This is a genomic window from Actinomycetospora sp. TBRC 11914 (genome assembly GCF_012933465.1).
Lineage (GTDB): Bacteria > Actinomycetota > Actinomycetes > Mycobacteriales > Pseudonocardiaceae > Actinomycetospora.
In genome coordinates this window covers 38,218-55,585 of record NZ_JABBND010000017.1, presented here as the reverse complement: position 1 = coordinate 55,585, position 17,368 = coordinate 38,218, and the positions used below count along the sequence as shown (strand labels likewise).

At 75.2% G+C, this 17,368-nt stretch carries 19 protein-coding genes; 10 read left to right on the top strand and 9 right to left on the bottom strand.

Going from position 1 to position 17,368, the window contains the following annotated elements; all coding sequences use genetic code 11:
• The first annotated feature begins 21 nt into the window (after positions 1-21).
• Together HH311_RS23035 and HH311_RS23030 are read left to right on the top strand one after the other, a co-directional pair.
• On the top strand, positions 22-792 hold the full coding sequence (locus tag HH311_RS23035; protein WP_169186029.1) for a thioredoxin domain-containing protein: 771 nt from the start codon (positions 22-24) through the stop codon (positions 790-792).
• An 83-nt stretch (positions 793-875) separates the two neighbouring features.
• Positions 876-1,352, top strand: a complete 477-nt coding sequence (locus HH311_RS23030) for a nuclear transport factor 2 family protein (RefSeq protein WP_169186028.1) — start codon at positions 876-878, stop codon at positions 1,350-1,352.
• A gap of 4 nt (positions 1,353-1,356) precedes the next feature.
• Here the strand turns inward: HH311_RS23030 and HH311_RS23025 are convergent, their stop codons facing one another.
• Positions 1,357-3,831, bottom strand: coding sequence for a cation-translocating P-type ATPase (locus HH311_RS23025; RefSeq protein WP_169186027.1), 2,475 nt, complete (start codon positions 3,829-3,831; stop codon positions 1,357-1,359).
• Between the two features lie 172 nt (positions 3,832-4,003).
• Positions 4,004-4,945, bottom strand: a complete 942-nt coding sequence (locus HH311_RS23020) for a vitamin K epoxide reductase family protein (protein ID WP_248292956.1) — start codon at positions 4,943-4,945, stop codon at positions 4,004-4,006.
• 120 nt (positions 4,946-5,065) lie between these two features.
• On the opposite strand from HH311_RS23020, the gene HH311_RS23015 reads away from it, so the two are divergent.
• On the top strand, positions 5,066-5,551 hold the full coding sequence (locus tag HH311_RS23015; protein ID WP_211190671.1) for a GNAT family N-acetyltransferase: 486 nt from the start codon (positions 5,066-5,068) through the stop codon (positions 5,549-5,551).
• A 2-nt stretch (positions 5,552-5,553) separates the two neighbouring features.
• Here the strand turns inward: HH311_RS23015 and HH311_RS23010 are convergent, their stop codons facing one another.
• The gene (locus HH311_RS23010; RefSeq protein WP_169186026.1) at positions 5,554-7,263 is read right to left on the bottom strand and encodes an MFS transporter; all 1,710 of its coding nucleotides are present in this window, start codon (positions 7,261-7,263) and stop codon (positions 5,554-5,556) included.
• 162 nt (positions 7,264-7,425) lie between these two features.
• Complete coding sequence (locus HH311_RS23005; RefSeq protein WP_169186025.1) at positions 7,426-8,010, bottom strand: TetR/AcrR family transcriptional regulator; 585 nt, start codon at positions 8,008-8,010, stop codon at positions 7,426-7,428.
• A gap of 431 nt (positions 8,011-8,441) precedes the next feature.
• Here HH311_RS23005 and HH311_RS23000 point away from each other — a divergent pair, with 431 nt between their 5' ends.
• The 3 genes from HH311_RS23000 (at position 8,442) to HH311_RS22990 (ending at position 10,389) form a co-directional block, all read left to right on the top strand.
• Positions 8,442-8,789, top strand: coding sequence for a hypothetical protein (locus HH311_RS23000; RefSeq protein WP_248292955.1), 348 nt, complete (start codon positions 8,442-8,444; stop codon positions 8,787-8,789).
• 138 nt (positions 8,790-8,927) lie between these two features.
• On the top strand, positions 8,928-9,740 hold the full coding sequence (locus HH311_RS22995; protein WP_169186024.1) for a hypothetical protein: 813 nt from the start codon (positions 8,928-8,930) through the stop codon (positions 9,738-9,740).
• A 145-nt stretch (positions 9,741-9,885) separates the two neighbouring features.
• Positions 9,886-10,389 carry a L,D-transpeptidase gene (locus HH311_RS22990; RefSeq protein ID WP_169186023.1) on the top strand — a complete coding sequence of 168 codons (504 nt, stop codon included), beginning with the start codon at positions 9,886-9,888 and terminating at the stop codon, positions 10,387-10,389.
• A 4-nt stretch (positions 10,390-10,393) separates the two neighbouring features.
• Here HH311_RS22990 and HH311_RS22985 read toward each other — a convergent pair whose 3' ends face one another.
• The 4 genes from HH311_RS22985 to HH311_RS22970 all read right to left on the bottom strand — a co-directional run bounded on the left by HH311_RS22985 (position 10,394) and on the right by HH311_RS22970 (position 13,074).
• The gene (locus HH311_RS22985; RefSeq protein ID WP_169186022.1) at positions 10,394-10,966 is read right to left on the bottom strand and encodes a VOC family protein; all 573 of its coding nucleotides are present in this window, start codon (positions 10,964-10,966) and stop codon (positions 10,394-10,396) included.
• 51 nt (positions 10,967-11,017) lie between these two features.
• Entirely contained in the window at positions 11,018-11,764 is a 747-nt protein-coding gene (locus HH311_RS22980; protein WP_312030346.1) for a pirin family protein, read from the bottom strand.
• Positions 11,765-11,851: 87 nt separating this feature from the next.
• On the bottom strand, positions 11,852-12,445 hold the full coding sequence (locus tag HH311_RS22975; protein WP_169186020.1) for an Asp23/Gls24 family envelope stress response protein: 594 nt from the start codon (positions 12,443-12,445) through the stop codon (positions 11,852-11,854).
• A complete protein-coding gene (locus tag HH311_RS22970; RefSeq protein WP_312030345.1) occupies positions 12,442-13,074 on the bottom strand; it encodes an RNA polymerase sigma factor in 633 nt (210 codons plus the stop codon). The genes HH311_RS22975 and HH311_RS22970 overlap by 4 nt, the downstream gene beginning before the upstream one ends.
• 73 nt (positions 13,075-13,147) lie before the next feature.
• Between HH311_RS22970 and HH311_RS22965 the strand changes: the two genes are divergently transcribed.
• A complete protein-coding gene (locus HH311_RS22965; RefSeq protein ID WP_312030344.1) occupies positions 13,148-14,251 on the top strand; it encodes a branched-chain amino acid aminotransferase in 1,104 nt (367 codons plus the stop codon).
• Between the two features lie 196 nt (positions 14,252-14,447).
• Entirely contained in the window at positions 14,448-15,176 is a 729-nt protein-coding gene (locus HH311_RS22960) for a hypothetical protein (RefSeq protein ID WP_169186019.1), read from the top strand.
• Here HH311_RS22960 and ald read toward each other — a convergent pair.
• Entirely contained in the window at positions 15,125-16,222 is a 1,098-nt protein-coding gene (gene ald / locus HH311_RS22955) for an alanine dehydrogenase (protein WP_169186018.1), read from the bottom strand. The two genes, HH311_RS22960 and ald, sit on opposite strands and share 52 nt — an antisense overlap.
• Before the next feature lie 95 nt (positions 16,223-16,317).
• Between ald and HH311_RS22950 the strand changes: the two genes are divergently transcribed.
• Complete coding sequence (locus HH311_RS22950; RefSeq protein ID WP_312030343.1) at positions 16,318-16,845, top strand: Lrp/AsnC family transcriptional regulator; 528 nt, start codon at positions 16,318-16,320, stop codon at positions 16,843-16,845.
• A gap of 142 nt (positions 16,846-16,987) precedes the next feature.
• Positions 16,988-17,368: a hypothetical protein gene (locus HH311_RS22945; protein WP_169186017.1), complete on the top strand. Its 381-nt coding sequence runs from the start codon at positions 16,988-16,990 to the stop codon at positions 17,366-17,368.

Sequence of the window (17,368 nt, the reverse complement as noted above, 5' to 3'; positions counted from 1 at the left end):
CCGACTGTCGGGGAGGCAGCGATGGGCAAGCGCTCGGCCGTGAAGGAGACCAGCAGCAGGTCCCGCACGCCCTTGATCGTCGGCATCATCGTCGTCGGGGTGCTCGCGCTGGTCATCGGCAGCACCCTGTTCAGCCGTGGTGACGACGCCGACGCCTCCGGGGGTTCCTCGACCGTCGGCCCGATCCCGATCACCCGCGCCGCCGTGCAGTTCCCGGCGAGCGTCGTGGACGGCGTCGTCGTCGCCGGCTCCACCGCGAAGCCGGCCAAGGGCAAGGCCGCCCCGCACGTCCTCGACCTCTACGAGGACGCCCAGTGCCCGGCGTGCCAGGCGCTGGAGTCCCGCGGCGGCGCGCGGCTGGCCCAGGCGGTCGCGAACGGGACGCTGAAGATCCGCTACCACCTGCTCAACATGCTCGACCAGCGCTCCCAGCCGGCGGGCTACTCCACCCTCGGCGGCAACGCGATGATGTGCGGCGCCGAGAACGGGATCTTCCCCGACCTGCACGTCAGCCTGTACACCGCGCAGCCCGACGAGGGCGGGACGGGCTGGACCGTCGACCAGGTCGTCGACCTCGGCAAGCGCCTCGGCGCCCGGCCCGGCTTCGAGGCCTGCGTCCGCAACGGGGCGCACGCGAAGGAGGTCGCCGCGAACTTCGCCGCGGCCTCCCACGACCCGAAGCTGGTCCGGCAGGGCCAGAACGGCTTCGGCACCCCGACGATGGTCCTCGACGGGACGCTGCTCCAGCCCGGCGACATGCGCCTCGACAAGCTGGTGCCCGCGAGCTCCTGACACGTCCCGGCCTGGCGAACCCTGCCCTCGCCCGCCGCGGGCCGCCGGCGCCAGACTCGGTGGCCCCGAGCCGAGGAGCGCCGATGCTCACCGCCGAGCACATGGAGTCGCTGATCCGCCGCTACTTCGACGGGTGCAACGACGCCGACGTCGAGGGCATGACGGCGTGCTTCACCCCCGACGCGGTGCACTACTTCCCGCCGGGGATGTACGGCGGGGCGTGGCGGGGAGCGCGGACGATCGCCGAGAACTGGGCGCACCGGGTCGCGACGCTCGGCTCGGCGTGGACGGTCGACCGCGTCCTCACCGACCCCGCGAGCGCCCAGGCCGTCATCGAGTGGAGCCACTTCCGGACCGCGCAGGACACGGTGCTGCGCGGCGACGAGTGGTACGTGTTCGACGCCGGGTCCGGGCTCATCGCCGAGATCCGCGCCTACTACGCGTCCCCGCTCGACCCGGGCCGCCGCGAGTTGGCCCTCGAGGGCTTCGACTACGCGGGCCGCGGCTACCCGATGACCTGCCCGGTGCCGCGTCCGCACCCGAGCCAGGTCACGGGGTAGTCCGTCAGGCCTCCGGCCGGAAGCGGCGCAGCCGCAGGCTGTTGCCGACGACGAACACGCTCGACAGGCCCATCGCGGCGCCCGCGATCATGGGGTTGAGCAGTCCGGACACGGCCAGCGGCAGCGCCGCGACGTTGTAGACGAACGCCCAGAAGAGGTTCCCGCGGATCGTCGACAGCGTGCGGCGGGCGAGGCGCAGGGCGTCGGTGACGCCGCGCAGGTCGTCCCCGACCAGCGTCAGGTCCCCGGCGTCGACGGCGAGCGCCGACCCGCCGCCCATCGCGAGGCCGAGGTCGGCACGGGCCAGGGCGGCCGCGTCGTTGACGCCGTCGCCGACCATCGCGACGACCCGGCCCTCCCCGCGCAGTCGCTCGACGACGTCGGCCTTCTCGGTCGGCAGCACCTCGGCCACGACGTCCTCGGCCGCGATCCCGACCTCGGCGGCCACCGCGTGCGCCGCGGCCGCGTTGTCGCCGGTCAGGAGCACCGGGCGCAGCCCCATCGACCGCATCCGAGCGACCGCCTCCGCCGACGTCGGCCGGACGGTGTCGGCGACCGCGAGCACGGCCCGGGCGGCGAGGACCCCGTCGGGGCCCGCCCAGGCGAGCACGACCGCCGTCGCGCCGGTGGCCTCCGCGTCGCGGTGGGCAATGTCGAGGTCGTCGGGCAGGTCCGCGCCGGCCGACTCCACGAGGCGACGGCGCCCGACGACGGCCGTGGTCCCGTCGACGGTGCCGCGGACGCCGAGCCCGTCGACGACCTCGACCCCCTCGGCGATCCCGACCCCGGCGACCGGCGCTGTCTCGATGGTCCGGCTCCGCTCCGCTGCGCGTCCGGCCTCCACGAGCGCCCGCGCCACCGGGTGGTCGACGTCGGTCTCGAGCGCGACGACGCGGCGCCAGACCGCCTCGGCGTCGACGCCCGCACCGAGGTGTGCGCTGCGCAGGCCCATCCGGCCGGTGGTCACGGTGCCGGTCTTGTCGAGCACCACGGTGTCGACCTTCCGCGACGTCTCGAGCACCTGCGGGCCGCGGATGAGGATGCCCAGCCGGCGGCCGCGGCCGGCCGCGACGGCGAGCGCCGTCGGGGTGGCGAGGCCGAGCGCGCAGGGGCAGGCGACGACGAGCACCGCCATGGCGGCGGCGATCGCGAAGCCCGCGTCGGCGTCGGCGAACCACCAGAAGCCGAAGGTGTAGGCCGCGAGCACGAGCACGACCGGGACGAACCGGCCGGCGATCTTGTCCGCCAGCCGCTGGACCGACGCCTTGCCGAGCTGGGCGTCCTGGACCCGTCGGGTCAGGCGGGCCCACTGGGTGTCGGTGCCGACCTGGGTCGCGCGGACCAGGACCCGGCCCGACACGCATCGGGTGCCCGCCAGCACGCGGGTGCCGACCGCCGCCTCGGCGGGGACCGACTCGCCGGTCATCGCGGCGACGTCGAGGGTCGCGACCCCCTCGGCCACGACCCCGTCCACCGGCACCGTCGCGCCCTCGGCGACGACGACGTGGTCGCCGACGACCACGTTGCCGACCGGCACCCGCAGAGCGCGGTCCGCGACGACGAGGACCGCGTCGGACAGCGTGGGCTCGCCGGCGCCCGCCCCGCCCGCGGCGAGCGCCTGCTTGCGGCCGCGCATCTCGATCCAGCGCCCGATGAGGACGGCCGTGATGATCGCGACGGCCGCCTCGAGGTAGATCGTCCGGGTGCCGCCGTAGAGGTCGGGCGTCGGGATGATCGTCAGGCCGTGCCGGACCCCGCCGAGGCCCGCCTCACCGTAGAACAGCGTGCCGACCGACCAGCCGTACGCCGAGAGCACGCCCACCGAGACCAGCGTGTCCATGGTCAACGAGGCGTGCCGGAGGTGGCGCCACGCCGCCTGGTGGAACCGCCACCCGCCCCAGAACACGACCGGCGTGGCCAGCACCAGCGAGAACCACTGCCAGTACCGGAACTGGATGGCCTCGGTCATCGCGACCGCGATCACCGGCAGCGCGAGGGCGAGGCAGACGAGGGCGCGGTGGCGCAGATCGGCGACCTCGGGGTCGGCGTCGGGGTCCGGCCCGTCGTCGTCGGCCCCCTGCGTGTCCGAGCCGGGCGCGCTCGGGCGAAGGGCACCTTCGGTCGGCTCTACCGAGCGAAGGGCCCCCTCGCTCGGAACTCGCGGGCCGGGCAACGATGCGCGAGGGTCCCCGTCGACCGGCTCTACCGAGCGAAGGGCCCCTTCGCTCGAGTCCGGAGCAGCACCCGCCGTCGTCGTCACCACCGACGCGCCGAACCCGAGCTTCTCGACGGTGCGCACGAGGACCTCGGGGTCGCCGACGTGGGTGACCCGGGCCCGGCCGGTCGCGAGGTTGACCTCGGCCGTGGTGCCGCCGAGCTTGCCGAGGCGCCGCTCGATCCGGGAGGTGCACGCCCCGCACGTCATGCCGGTGACGGCGAGCTCGGTGACGCAGGTGGGCGCGGGGGACGACACGGTCATCGGCGCGAGACTCCTGGGGAGCGGGGTCCGGGGCGCGCCGACGGTAGGCAGCGCTCCCTGTCGCACCCGCCGGAGCTGAGGACCGCGGGGTCGGGAGCCGTCGACCGGCGGGACGCGCCGGACGAGCGGTCGCCGGGCTGGTCCGTCCGGAGCAGGCGCGGCGGGCGGGCTCTCAGCCCAGGCCGACCATCGCGCCGAAGTAGGCCGGGAACGAGGCGACCACCGCGACGACGACGAGCAGGTACCACCCCGCGAGGCCCCACCCGTGACGGCGGGCCAGCGTCTCGCCCGCGGGCGCACCGCCGAGGTTGCCCTCGCGCAGGTTGTGCACCGTCGTGAACCAGAAGATCGCGATGACAGCGACCCACGCGACCATGCAGTACGGGCACAGGGCGTGGATGACGACGAGGCTCTGCACGATCAGCCAGTGGATGAACAGCACGCCGGCGAACGAGCCGGCCTGCAGCGCCAGCCACACCCAGCGGGGCAGCTCCGTGCGGGAGACGACGACCGCGCCGCACGCCGCCACCACCGGGAAGGTCAGCAGGCCGATCACCGGGTTCGGGAACCCGAGCACCGACGCCTGCCAGGTCTTCATGATCGTCCCGCAGGAGAGGACGGGGTCGATCGAGCAGCTCGGGATGTAGTCCGGGTTCTCGAGCAGATCGAGCTTCTCGATCGTCAGCACCAGCGCCACGACCGCGCCGACGAGCCCGCCGATCAGCAGCACCCAACCGACGCCGCGGACGGGGGCGCCGAGGTCGAGGGCCTCGTCGTCGTCGGCGAGGTCGTCGAGGTCGTCGACGGCGGCCGGCTCCGGGTCGTCCGCCGCGCGGCGGCCCGTCGCGGGGGTCCCGACGGCGGGTCCGGTCGCCGGGGCGGCGCCCCGGGCCGTCGTCGTGCCCGGCTGCGGGGGTGCGCTCGCGAAGGGCGCGGTCGGGGCGGCGGCCTCCACCGTGCCGGTGCCCGCCGTCGCTGCCGCGGGCGCCGCGTGGCGCCCCGCTCCCCTGTCCTGCTCGGCCATGCTCGTCGTCTCCTCGGTCCTCCCGCGGGCTCCCGCGCCGCACTGCACGTCGCTGCCGCGGGCGGGCTGGTTCCCGCGCTCGGAGTCCATCGTGACGCGTCACCCGGGCGTGGTGGCACGCGGCCCGTGTGAGGAAGCCTCCATCCTGACGTCGGGTGTCAGCGACGGTCCACCGCTGATCTCCCGGCCCGGTCGTGGCACGCTCCCCCCGTGGCCGACGTCCAGGTGGTCCGGGCCGGCGCCGACGACCGGGAGGACGCCCGGGACGTCCGGCTGCGCGCCCTCGCCGAGGCTCCCGGTGCGTTCGCCTCGACCCTGGAGCGCGAGCAGGGGTTCGACGACGACGAGTGGCACCGCCGGGTGACGACGAACGCCTGGTTCCTCGCCCGCGCCGACGGGGCGACGGTGGGCCTGGCGTGCGGCATCCCCGAGCCCGACGACGGGTCCGGGCGCCACCTCGTGGGCATGTGGGTCGAGCCGGCGTTCCGCGGGCGCGGCCTGTCGGACCTGCTCGTCGCCGGGGTCATGGCGTGGGCTCGCCGCGAGCGGGCGGAGTTCCTGGCGCTGTGGGTCGTCGACGGCAACGACCGGGCCCTCGCGTTCTACGAGCGCGTGGGCTTCGAGGCCACGGGGGAACGCCAGCCGGTACCGGGCCGGCCCGAGGCCGAGGAGTCCCGGATGCGGCTCCTGCTCTGAGATCAGCCGGCGAGCGCCGGCCGGCGGACGAGGGCGAGCTCGAGCGCGGGCCCGTCGTCGAGCGGCACCCGGTGCGCCCGCGGCTCGTGCCCCGGGGCGCTGACCAGCACGATCACGTGCTCGCCCGCCTGCACCCGCGCCGGGTCGAGGGGTGCGGCGAACCCGCCGTCGTCGGCGGTGTCCGCCCGGGCGAGCTGCGCCCCGGCCGCGTCGATGACGGTCGCCACCGCACCCGGGACGCCGCGCCCCCGCTCGTCGCGCACGGTCCCGCGCAGCGCGGTGCCGAGCGGGTCGACGACGGCGTCGGTCACCGCGACGTCGGCCGGCGCCGGCGTGACCGACCGACGACGGCGCTCGACGACCGACAGCACCGCCGCCAGCACCGTCCCGACCAGGGCCGCCGTCACCAGCAGCGTCCACCCGGCGCGCACCGAGCCGAACTCGGAGGGTCGGCCGGTGGTGTGCGCGCCGATGACGGAGACGAGCAGCGCCACGCCGAGCACCGACCCCACCTGACGCGCGGTGTTGATCAGCGACGAGCCCGACCCCCACTGCGGGGCGGGCAGCGCGGAGCCGACCACCGACGACAGCGTCGGCAGGATCAGCCCGACCCCGAGCCCGGTCAGCAGCTGGCCGGGCAGCATGCCGGCCGCGTAGTCGGGGGTCAGGCCCAGGTGCAGCAGCCACCACGTGGGGCCGGCCGCGAAGGCGAGCGTGCCGAGCAGGGCCACCGGACCGATGCCGATCCGGGCCGACAGGTGGCCGGCCAGCCGGGACACCACCACGACGACGAGCGGCCCGGCCGCGAGCCCGAGACCGGCCAGCTGCGGCGACCAGCCCCAGGTGCCGGTCATGTAGAGCACGTTGACCACGAGCATCCCGGCGAACCCGGTGGTGAACGCGACCATGACCAGCGCGGCGAGCGCGACGACCGGCACCCGCAGCACCGCGAGGTCGAGCGCCGGGACCGGGTGGCGCAGCGACCGCGCCACCACGACGACGAGGCCGACCACGGCGACGGCGAACCCGGTCAGCACCTCGGGGCCGGCCCAGCCCGAGTCGGGGGTGCGGACCAGTGCGAACGCGAGGGCCCCGACCCCGACGACGATCCCGAGTGCCCCCAGCAGGTCCGGCATCCCGGTGCGGGGGACCTCGCCGTCGCGCAGCACCCGCAGGCCCGCGACGAACGCGACGATCCCGACGGGCACGTTGACCAGGAACACCCAGTGCCACGAGAGCTCGACGAGCAGCCCACCCAGCGGCGGGCCCAGCGCGGCGGCGACGGCGCCGATCGAGGCCCAGGCCCCGACGGCGCGGGTGCGACGCTCGGCCGGGTAGGCCGCGAGCAGCAACGAGAGCGACGTCGGCATCACCAGGGCCGCGCCGACGGCCTGGACCGCCCGCGCGCCGACGAGCAGCCACACGCTCGGCGCGGCCGCGCAGGCGGCCGAGGCGAGAGTGAAGACCGCGAGCCCGGTGAGGAACACGCGGGTGTGGCCGAAGCGGTCGGCGACCCTCCCGGCGAGGGCGAGGAACGCCGCGAACACCACCGTGTAGCCGTTGAGGATCCAGGACATCTGCCCGAGGTCGGTGCCCGGGAAGTCGGCGCGGATGTCCGGGAACGCGATGTTCACGATGAACAGGTCGAGGCTGGACAGGAACGCCGCGGCCGACGTGACGATCAGGACGGCGCCGGGACGGGCGGTGCTCACGGGCGTTCCTTCCGGAGGGTGGCAGAGGAGTGGAGACGGACCGATCGGTCCCGGGTGGTCCGCGCGGGGTCCCGCGGGACGAACGACTCGTTCGTGGCGTCTACCGGCACGAACGGGTCGTTCGTCCCGGTAGGGCCGGGATGGAGCCGACCGGGGCGGGAGCTAGGCGCCGACGAGGCGGCGGGCCAGGTCGACCGCGGCGTCGGCGGCGGGGTCGAGGCGGTCGTCCATCCGGTCGCGGTACGCGGCCTGGAGGAAGAGCCCGTCGACGATCAGCCAGAGCTGCTCGACGAGCCGGTCGGGGTCGGGGACGCCGAGCCGTCCGACGAGCTCGGCGAGCTGCGCGCGGGTCTCCGCGAGCTGGGCGTGGGCCACGGCGGCGGGCGCGTCGCCGTCGTCCTCGGGGAACTCGGCGAGGTAGTTGCGGAACGCGCAGCCCCGGAACCCCGGGCGGCGCACCGTCGTCGCCACCTCGGCGACGAGGGCGACGAGCTGCTCCCGCGGGTCGTCCCCCGCGGCCTCGAGCGCCCGGGCGGTGGTGCGGGCACGGCGCTCGCGGGCGCCCTCGAGGTAGGCGGCCACCAGGTCGGACTTGGCCGGGAAGTGCTGGTACAGCAGGTTCTTGCCGGTGCCGGCCTCGATGATGATGCGGTTCATCCCGACGGCCCGGACACCGTTCTCGTAGAACAGCCGGGACGCGACGCCCAGGATCCGCTCACGGGTGCCGGGCGCCGGGGTGCGTGCCATGCCGTCCACAGTAGCGGACCAATCGGTCCGCCACCATGCCGAGTCCCGGCGCCGCCGCGCAGTGGTACGCATCGTGACCGATCCGACTGCGCTCCGTATCGCTGTCAACGCAACCGCCGTGTGATCTGCAACTCACCTGAGCGGGTGGCCCGGCACCCGGTTGCACCGCGACCTCATCGCCGTGCGCACACCCTTTCCGGCCCGACGGACGAGCGGCTCACCCGGACTCGGGCACGGCGTCACCAAGGGTGTCGACATCAGCGCGTGACCCGCCCGTGATCGTTCACGGCCGCGGTTCCGCGGTCCCTGCCGTCACCCCTAGCCTGCTCCGGTCATTGTCAGGATGCCGAACGATGTCGGGGTCGGGACGCGTCCGGAGGAACGGCCGTGACCGACGTCCGGCCGCCGGATCACCGAGGGGGACGACTCTCGTGGACGACCGCACCCCTGACCACCAGCACGACGGGCCGAGCGCTCGCGCCGAGCTGGCCCCGCAGGCCCTGCACCACCTGGTCGACGCGGTGCTCGAGGACGCCGAGTCGCTGGAGGACCGGCTGGACTCCTGCGACGGCTACGTCGTGCTCGTCTCCGACCCCGCGACCGGCGCGATCGACTCCTACGGGCCCTTCGACGGCACCGAGGCACTCCTCGACGCCGCCCGCCGCCGGCACGGCCTCGACGAGGGCGACCTCACCGACGTCGTCGTGACCGTCGTGCGCCACCACCGACCCGACGGCGAGGGCACGGCGCGGACGGGGCCGGAGGCGCTCGCCTCGTAGCCCGGCCGCCCCGGCGCCGTCACCCGGCCGCGCCGCGGGACGGGCGGGTCACCGGCGATGTTTCGCTCCGGGCGCTACCGTCGATCTCGTCGTCGACACGCGCCGTCGTGGTGCGGGCCGGGTCCGGTGGAGGTCGTCGTGCTCGTGGGTCGTCGTGCGGACGGCGTCGTCGCGGTCCCACCACGCCCCGGGACGCCCACCGCGCCCCCGGCGCCCCGCACCCTGGCGGCACTCGCCGCCGCACCCCGGTTCGCCCTCGACGTCCTCGCCGAGGTGGCCGCGACCTTCGGGCACCGTCGGGCCCGCCTGGCCGGGGTCGTGCTGAACCTGGTGCTGGCCCTGGCCTACGTCGGGTGGTCGCACTGGCACCCGAACCGGCCCGAGGCGTTCGCCGCCGCGCACCTGGGCGTGGCCGTCGTCGTCTGGATCATGGCCGACGTCGTCAACACCAACCAGCTCGGCGCGGACGGCGAGGAGGTCGCGGACCAGCTCGCCCGCGGCCGCGGCGCCGCCCGCATCCTCGCGACCAAGAACCTCGCGCTCGCGGCGGTGATCGTGCCCCTCGCGATGGGCGTCACCCTCGGCGCCCAGCTCCTCGCACGGCACGCCCCGGACCTCGAGCGGGCCTCGTTCGCCGACGTCGGCGCCGTCTTCTGCTGGCTCGGCGTCGGCAGTGTGCTGTCGGTGCTGCTGCCCTACCGCCCGCTGCCCTGGCGCGCCCGGCTCCGCGCGCGCCACACCTGGCTGCGCTGGGCGGTGTGCCTGACCACCCCGTGGGTCGTCGTGCTCGCCCTCGAGCCCGCGCTCGGGGCCGCCGACCACGCCGTGGGTCTCACCGGGCCCGCCGGCGCGCTCCTGCTGGGGCTCGGCTGCTGGGCGCTGGGTCTCGCAGCGGCCGGCCGGCTCGCGCGCCGGCGACACCGGGCATTGCGGCACGAATTGCGCGGCTGACCCCTGCACACGGTGACGAGTCGGTCACGATATGTGCAGTGATTCGATCACCACCGTTTCGCCGAAATCCGCGGGAATGTCGCCCGCACGCTCCGGGGAACCGATCAGCAGAGGTGATCACCGACCCCTGAGGAGCTGATCGATCGTGAACGGCGAGGACCGCCCCGTCCGCCCCCGGCCCGGGCGTTGGACGGCACGCCTGGGCGCCGTCGGGACCGCGTGCGCGGCCACCCTGGCGCTCGGTCTCGGCACCGCCTCGGCGCAGCCGACCGCCGCACCCGCACCCGCGACCACGCCGGGGACCCCGTGCGCCGCGACCGCCAAGGCCTGCCTGGACCTCTCCGGGCGGACGGCCTGGCTCACCGACGGCGCCGGCCACGTCGTCGCCGGTCCCTTCGCCGCCCGCGGCGGGACGTCGAGGGCGCCGACGCCGGTCGGGACCTTCACCGTCGAGAAGAAGGTCAAGAACTACTGGAGCAAGGAGTTCGACGCCCCGATGCCCAACGCGGTGTTCTTCCAGCCCGGCATCGCCTTCCACGAGGACAGCACCCGCATCCCGTCGAACGGGTGCGTCCACCTGTCCTGGTCCGCGTCGCAGCAGTTCTACAACGCGCTGAAGCCGGGCGACCCCGTCCAGGTCGTGTCCTGACGGGTCACATCGTGTCGTGCCCGTACATGCGCCCGAGCGGGTCGTGGAGGAACTCGATGCGGGCACCGTCGGGATCGGTGGTGTAGATCGAGGTGCCGGACTCCACCATGTACTCCGTACCCCGCTCGTCGAGCCGGGCCTTGATCTGGTGCCAGTGCTCCTCGGAGACCGAGATGGCGAGGTGGTGCAGCCCGCCGAGCACTTCCTGGTAGGGCGACGGGTCGACGCCGGGGAGGTCGAAGAACGCCAGGTGGTTCCCGTTCCCCACGTCGAAGAAGAAATGCGTGGAGCCGGCCAGGTCGCGGTTCTCGAACAGCACGGTGACCGGGAACCCCGCGACGTTCTGGTACCAGTCCACCGTCGTTCGGACGTCGGAACAGATGAGCGCGGTGTGGTGGATGCCGCGGCCCGTGGAGCGTGGCCGGTTCTCGCGCGAGAAGAGGAATTCGGCGCGGATCCGGTCGCGGGCCTCGGTGAGGCTCCGGCGCTCGTCCTCGGTGATCAGGCTGGACTTGTCGCCGCCCTCGTGCTCGTCGGCCCGGGTCGGTTCTCCGGTGACGGTGGCGTCGGTGGTCATCGCTCGCTCCTCCTCAGGTGGTGACGGGCCGGTCGTCGACCCGTGGGTGCTTCAGCCGCCGAGTCCCTCGTGCATCTCCCACACGAGGACCTCGGCGTCGGTGACGGCGGTCAGGGCCGCCGGCCCGGCGTCGGTCAGGCGCACGGCGTCGCCGCCCTCGAGCGCCACCTCCCCGTCCCCGACGGCCAGCGCGGCACGGCCGCGGGCGAGGTGGACGTGCACGTGGGGTGCCGCGGGCAGGTCGAGCGCGCGGCCCGCCGGCGGGCGGGCCACGTGCAGCGCCGCCGAGGCGACACCGAGGGGCGCCCCGGGGCCGCCCGCGTCGCGGGCCAGGCCCGAGGCGGCGACGACGAGGCCGCCGTCGGCGAGCGCCGCGGTGAGGTCGCGCTGCTCGTGGGCGGGCTCGGTGCCGGGCCGGTCGGGGACCAGCCACATCTGCACCAGGTGCACCGGCCCGCCGTCCCCCGCGTGCCGCTCGGAGTGCTCGACCCCGCGGCCCGCGCTCATCGCGCCGACGACGCCGGGGCGCAGCATCCCGGAGTGCCCCAGGGAGTCCGCGTGGGCGAGCGTCCCCGCCAGCACCCAGGTCACGATCTCGGTGTCGCGGTGGGTGTGGGTGTCGTAGCCGGCGCCCGGCGCGAGGCGGTCCTCGTTGTGGGCGAGCAGCAGGCCGTGGTGGGTGTTCCCGGGCTCGTGGTGGTCCCCGAAGGAGAACGCGTGCCGGGTCTCGATCCCGGCGCCGGTCGTCACGGCGCGGTCGCCTCCGCGGCGCACGTCGACGGTCGTGGTGCCCGGCACGTCGACCCCCCGGCCATTGGTTGAATCTTCACCTACTGGGGTGCGAACTCCCCGCGTCCCGGCACTATTCCGCATCCCGGCGGTCGACTACCAGACGTCGTCGACGTGGACGGTGACGTCGACCGGCTCCAGCCCGGTCACCTCGCGCACCCCGCGGGCCACGACGGCGCGGATGCGCTCGCCGAGTGCCTGGAGATCCTGCCCGTAGGCGGCGGCCAGCGTGATCTGCACGGCGGTGGAACCGCCGGTGACCCCGGCCTCGACGTCGGGCACCACCTCGCCGGCGTCCTGGTGACCGTCGGTGACGAGGCCACCGAGCGCCACCTCGACGCCGGGCACCTGCGCGGCCAGGTGCCGCGCGAGGGCCACGACCACCCGGGCGGCGACCCGGGTGTGTCCCAGCGGGGAGTCGATCCGCCCGTACTCCGGTCCGGCGCTCGCGCCGCGCACCCGCAACAGGGCCGCCTCGACCACCGACGGCGGGGCCTGCGGCCGGTCGGCGGCGACCGCGCGCACCGGCGCCCACAGCCGGTCGAACTCGGCGAGCGCGGCGCGGCAGTGCGGGCACGTGCGCTGGTGGGCGTCGAGCTCGCCGGCGCGCCCCTCGGCGACCTGCTCGAGGAGGGGGCCCGTCGACCGGCCGCAGGGCAGCCGGGTGTCGGGCAGCGCGGGACCGGTCATGCGGACCAGCTCCTCATCTCGGCGAGCAGGGTGGCCCGGGCGCGGGCGAGCCGGCCGCGCACGGTGGCCTCGGAGACCTTGGTGATCGCGGCGGCCTGCGCGTAGCCCAGACCCTCGATCTGGCAGAGCACGAACGGCACGCGCTGACTCTCCGGCAGGCGGGCGATCGCCTCCAGGCCCGCCCGCAGTTCGGCCGCGGCGAGCACCGAGCGCTCCGGGGCCGCGACCGGCAGCAGGTCGTCGTCCCCGGGCTCGTCGCCGGTGAGCCGGCGCGTCCGCCGCTGGTGGTCGAGGCTGCGGTTGACCACGACCCGGTAGAGCCAGGTGGTGAACGCCGACGAGCCCACGAACCCGGAGAGCGCCGTCCAGAGCTGGATGACGACCTCCTGGGTGACGTCGTCGGCGTCGGCCGGATCCCCGGTGATGCGCAGCGCGATGCGGTAGATGCGGTCGCGGTGGCGGCGGATCAGCTCCTCGTAGGCGCCGAGGTCGCCGTCGCGGGCCTTGCCGACGAGCCAGCGGTCGATCCGCGCCTCCCGGCCCACGCCGTCGTCGGGAACGCCGTCGTCCGGGACGATGCCGTCGTCGGGATCCGTGCCGCCGTCCGGGGCGGCGCCCGCGGACGTCACGGCCTGCCACTACCCCGGCTCCGGCAGGCGGAACCGCCTGGTGCCCGACCGGAGGGGGTGGCACGGTGCGGTGGTGAGCAGCGTCGCCGGCCCCCGTCTCTCCGCCCTGCGCTTCCCTGCCACGCCCACGACGCCGACGCCCGACGGCCAGCGCGCGGCCCTGCTGGCGGACCCGGGGTTCGGGCGGGTGTTCTCCGACCACGTCGCGGTCGCGTCGTGGAGCGCGGAGCGGGGCTGGCACGACGACGCCGTGCGGGGCGCGGAGCCGCTGGTGCTGCACCCGGCGGCGGCCGTCCTGCACTACGCCCAGGAGATCTTCGAGGGGCTCAAGGCGTACCGGCAGCCGGACGGGTCCGTGGCGCTCTTCCGCCCCGACCTCAACGCGGCCCGCTTCGCCCGCTCGGCCCGCCGGCTCTCGCTGCCCGAGCTGCCGCCCGAGGACTTCCTCACCGCGGTCACCGAGCTGGTCCGCCTCGACGCGGCCTGGGTGCCCGACCCCCCGGCGACGCTCTACCTGCGCCCCTACACGGTCGCCACCGAGGCGTTCCTCGGGGTGCGCCCGGCGACCGAGGCCCGGTTCGCGGTGCTCGCCTCGCCGGCCGGGCCGTACTTCTCCGGTCGCGAGGTCGGGCTGACGCTCTGGATCGACCCGGAGCTCTCCCGCGCGGCGCCCGGCGGGACCGGCGACGCCAAGTGCGGCGGGAACTACGCGGCCGGGCTCGCCGCCCAGGCGGTCGCGCGGGAGCACGCCTGCGACCAGGTGCTCTTCCTCGACGCCGTGGCGCACCGGTGGCTCGAGGAGTCCGGGACGATGAACGTGCTGCTGGTGACCGCCGACGGCGAGCTGGTGACGCCGCCGCTGGGGACGATCCTCGACGGCGTCACCCGCCGCAGCGTGCTCGAGATCGCCGCGGGGCACGGGCTGACGCCGGTCGAGCGCCCGGTGTCGGTGGAGGAGCTCCGCGAGGGGGCCCGGACCGGGGCGATCACCGAGGTGTTCGCCGCCGGGACCGCGGCGGTGATCAGCCCGATCGTGCGCTTCCGCGAGCCGGCCGGGGAGTTCACGGTCGGCGGCGGGGAGCCGGGACCCCGGACGCTGGCGCTGCGGGCCGAGCTGGTCGACCTGCAGTTCGGGCGGGTGCCCGACCCACGGGGCTGGCGGGTCCCGGTCGTCTGAGGGGCGGGCGGTGCCGCTCGCTTGCGAGGGGCACATGGGGCAGCTTCAGAGGGGCCGCGAGCTGCCCCACGTACCCCTCGGACACCGTCCAGCGCCGTTCGGCCGGGCAGCCCATCGTGTGACATCACTTGACGTAACGAAATCGGCGCGAACGACGACACACGGTCACGAAGCCCGACCTCGGAGGAGGCCGACCGTGACCACGCTCGACATGCCCCGCCCCGCGCCGCACCTGCCCGATGCCGCGGCGCCCGACGCCGACGGCCTGTCCCACCGGCTCGACGACGCCGCCCGCGCCCGCCGCCGGGCCCCGCTCGCCGCAGCCGCGGCCCTCGCCGTCGTCGGGACCGCTGCCCTGGCCGGGCCGGTGCTCGCCGTCGTCGTGACCCTGCTCGTCGCGCCCGCGGTCGTCGTCGTGCACGCCCTCGACCGGAGCCGTCGCACCGTCACCGTCGCGTGCCCGCCGTCGCCCCGCCACGAGCGGCTGGTGGCCCTGTGGGAGCGGCACCGGGTCGCGGCTTGTCAGGCGGCGGCCTGGGAGCCCGCCGTGTGGGAGGTCGCGCCGCAGGGGGTGCACCACGCGGTGGCCCGCCGGGTCGACGGTCCCCGCCACCTGCGGGCCGACGTCGCCGTCCCGGCGCTCGCGAGCGGGCACCGCGACGTCGCGTTCCTGCCCGACCGGCTCGTGCTGCGTGAAGGGCGCCGCCACCACGTGCTCGGGCTCGACGAGCTCGAGGCCACGGCGACGGTCCGCGAGCGGGCCGAGGGCGGCCGGCTGGGCCGGCTGACGCTGCGGGTCGCCGGCCGCACCGTCACCTACGACCTCACCTCCGTGGCGGCCGCGCGGGAGCTCGCGGCCGCGCTGGCCCGGGTTCAGAGCGAGGTGACCGGCAGCCCGTGGGCCTCCCCCACGGTGGCGCTGTAGAGCTCGCCGGCGTGGGTCGCGAGCCCCGCCGCGAGCCCGGCGTCGGCGGCCAGCGCGTCCCGCCACCCGAGGTCGGCGAGCGCGGTGACGAACGGGGCCGTGGCGTGGGTCAGCGCGTGCGTCGAGGTGTTCGGCACCGCGCCGGGCATGTTCGCGACGCAGTAGAAGAGCGTGTCGTGCACGCGGAACGTCGGGTCGGAGTGCGTGGTCGGGTGCGAGTCCTCGAAGCACCCGCCCTGGTCGATCGCGATGTCGACGAGGACCGCGCCGGGACGCATCCGCCGGACCAGGTCGTTGGTCACGAGCTTCGGGGCCCGGGCGCCGGGGATGAGGACGGCGCCGACGACGAGGTCGGCGTCGAGCACCGCGCGCTCGAGGTTGTCGACGTTCGAGTAGAGCGTCTGGACCCGGCCCGCGTACTGGGCGTCGAGGTCGCGCAGCGTGTCGAGGTTGGTGTCGAGCACCGTGACGCGCGCGTGCATCCCGACGGCCATCTGGGTGGCCGCGCGGCCCGAGACCCCGCCGCCGAGGACGACGACGTGACCCGCGGGCGCGCCGGGGACGCCGCCGAGCAGCAGGCCGCGGCCGCCGTGGGAGCGCATGAGGTGGTAGGCGCCGACCTGCGGTGCCAGCCGGCCCGCGACCTCGCTCATCGGGGCGAGCAGCGGCAGGCGGCCGCCGCGGGTGACGGTCTCGTAGGCGATCGCCGTGGTGCCGGCGTCGAGGAGGGCCTGGGTGCACTCGCGGCTCGCGGCGAGGTGCAGGTAGGTGAAGAGCGTGAGGTCGGCGCGCAGGCGGTGGTACTCGGACGCAATCGGCTCCTTGACCTTGACGACCATGTCGGCCTCGGCCCACACGGCGTCCGGGTCCGCGACGATGCGCGCGCCGGCCTCCTTGTACTCGTCGTCGCCGAACGCGGAGCCGGCCCCGGCACCCTGCTCGACGGTGACCTCGTGGCCGTGGGCGACCAGCTCGCGCACGCCGCCTGGCGTGAGGGCCACCCGGAACTCGTTGTCCTTGACCTCGGCGGGCACCGCGACCTTCATGGCTGCTCCTCCGTTCACCGTCGTGGTGGCCACCATGATGAACGTCCTGCGTAAACGTGGGAACCGCGCTGAAGAAGGTTCTGTAACCTGCCCGTGTGAGTGAACATCACGACGACGCCGGGGTCCCGCCGGGTGGCGCGCCGAATGTTCTGCGGCGGGGCGAACCGGAGCCCGCCGAGCTCGACGACACCGACCGCGCCCTGCTCGACCACCTCGCCCGCGACGCCCGGATCACCAACGCCGCGCTGGCCGAGGCGGTGGGCGTCGCGCCCTCCACGTGCCTGGCCCGGGTGCGGTCGCTGCGCGAGCGCGGGGTGATCCGCGGGTACCACGCCGACGTCGACCCGGCCGCCGTCGGCCTGCCGCTCCAGGCCATGATCTCGGTGCGCCTGCAGAGCGACGCCCGGGGCCGTCTCGGCGAGTTCCTGGGTCTCGTGCGGCGCCTGCCCGCGGTGCGCGACGTGTACTTCGTGGCCGGCGAGGACGACTACCTGCTGCACGTCGCGGTGGCGGGCACCGCGGCGCTGCGGGACCTCGTCGCGACCCTCAACGGGCACCAGGACGTGGCGGGGACCGTCACCAGCCTGATCTTCGAGCACATCCGGCCGGCGCACGGGGTCTGAGAGTCAGCGGTGTCGCATCGCAGACGTTGAGTGTCCGAGAAGCCGCACTCATGACAGCGGCAGCTCAGATCGACGGTGTGGGTTCTCGGACGTTGAGTGTGACCTGGCACAGCACCGCCGCGGCCCGGCACGATCACGCGTCGTGGACGTGCTCACGCGGATCGGTCTGGTGGAGCTCGCGCTCGGGGCGGTGCTCGGGTGGGCGGTCGCGGCGTCGATGATCACGCCCGCCCGGGTGGAACGCGTGGGGGTGCGCAAGCCCCGGCGCATCCTCCAGGCCCACCTCGACTACGTGATCATGGGCGTCATCCTGATCGCCGTCGGGCTGGCCGTGCCGGGCCTGCCCGCCTGGCTCGCCGCGGCGCTCGTCGTCGGGACCTGGGTGAACCCGACGCTGTTCCTGCCGCTGGCGTTCGCGCCCCGCGCCGCGACGCGGCGGTGGTTCCAGGTGACGAGCCTGGTGTCGTTCACGCTGACCAGCGGCGGGCTGGTCGGGGCCGCCGTCGTCGGGCTGCTCCGCTGA

Bases quoted from the DNA above. Each gene is read 5' to 3' on its own strand.
- HH311_RS23030 (WP_169186028.1), top strand. From the start codon at position 876: ATGCTCACCGCCGAGCACATGGAGTCGCTGATCCGCCGCTACTTCGAC.
- HH311_RS23020 (WP_248292956.1), bottom strand. From the start codon at position 4,945: ATGGACTCCGAGCGCGGGAACCAGCCCGCCCGCGGCAGCGACGTGCAG.
- HH311_RS23025 (WP_169186027.1), bottom strand. From the start codon at position 3,831: ATGACCGTGTCGTCCCCCGCGCCCACCTGCGTCACCGAGCTCGCCGTC.
- HH311_RS22975 (WP_169186020.1), bottom strand. From the start codon at position 12,445: ATGACCGGTCCCGCGCTGCCCGACACCCGGCTGCCCTGCGGCCGGTCG.
- ald (WP_169186018.1), bottom strand. From the start codon at position 16,222: ATGAAGGTCGCGGTGCCCGCCGAGGTCAAGGACAACGAGTTCCGGGTG.
- HH311_RS22985 (WP_169186022.1), bottom strand. From the start codon at position 10,966: ATGACCACCGACGCCACCGTCACCGGAGAACCGACCCGGGCCGACGAG.
- HH311_RS23005 (WP_169186025.1), bottom strand. From the start codon at position 8,010: ATGGCACGCACCCCGGCGCCCGGCACCCGTGAGCGGATCCTGGGCGTC.
- HH311_RS23035 (WP_169186029.1), top strand. From the start codon at position 22: ATGGGCAAGCGCTCGGCCGTGAAGGAGACCAGCAGCAGGTCCCGCACG.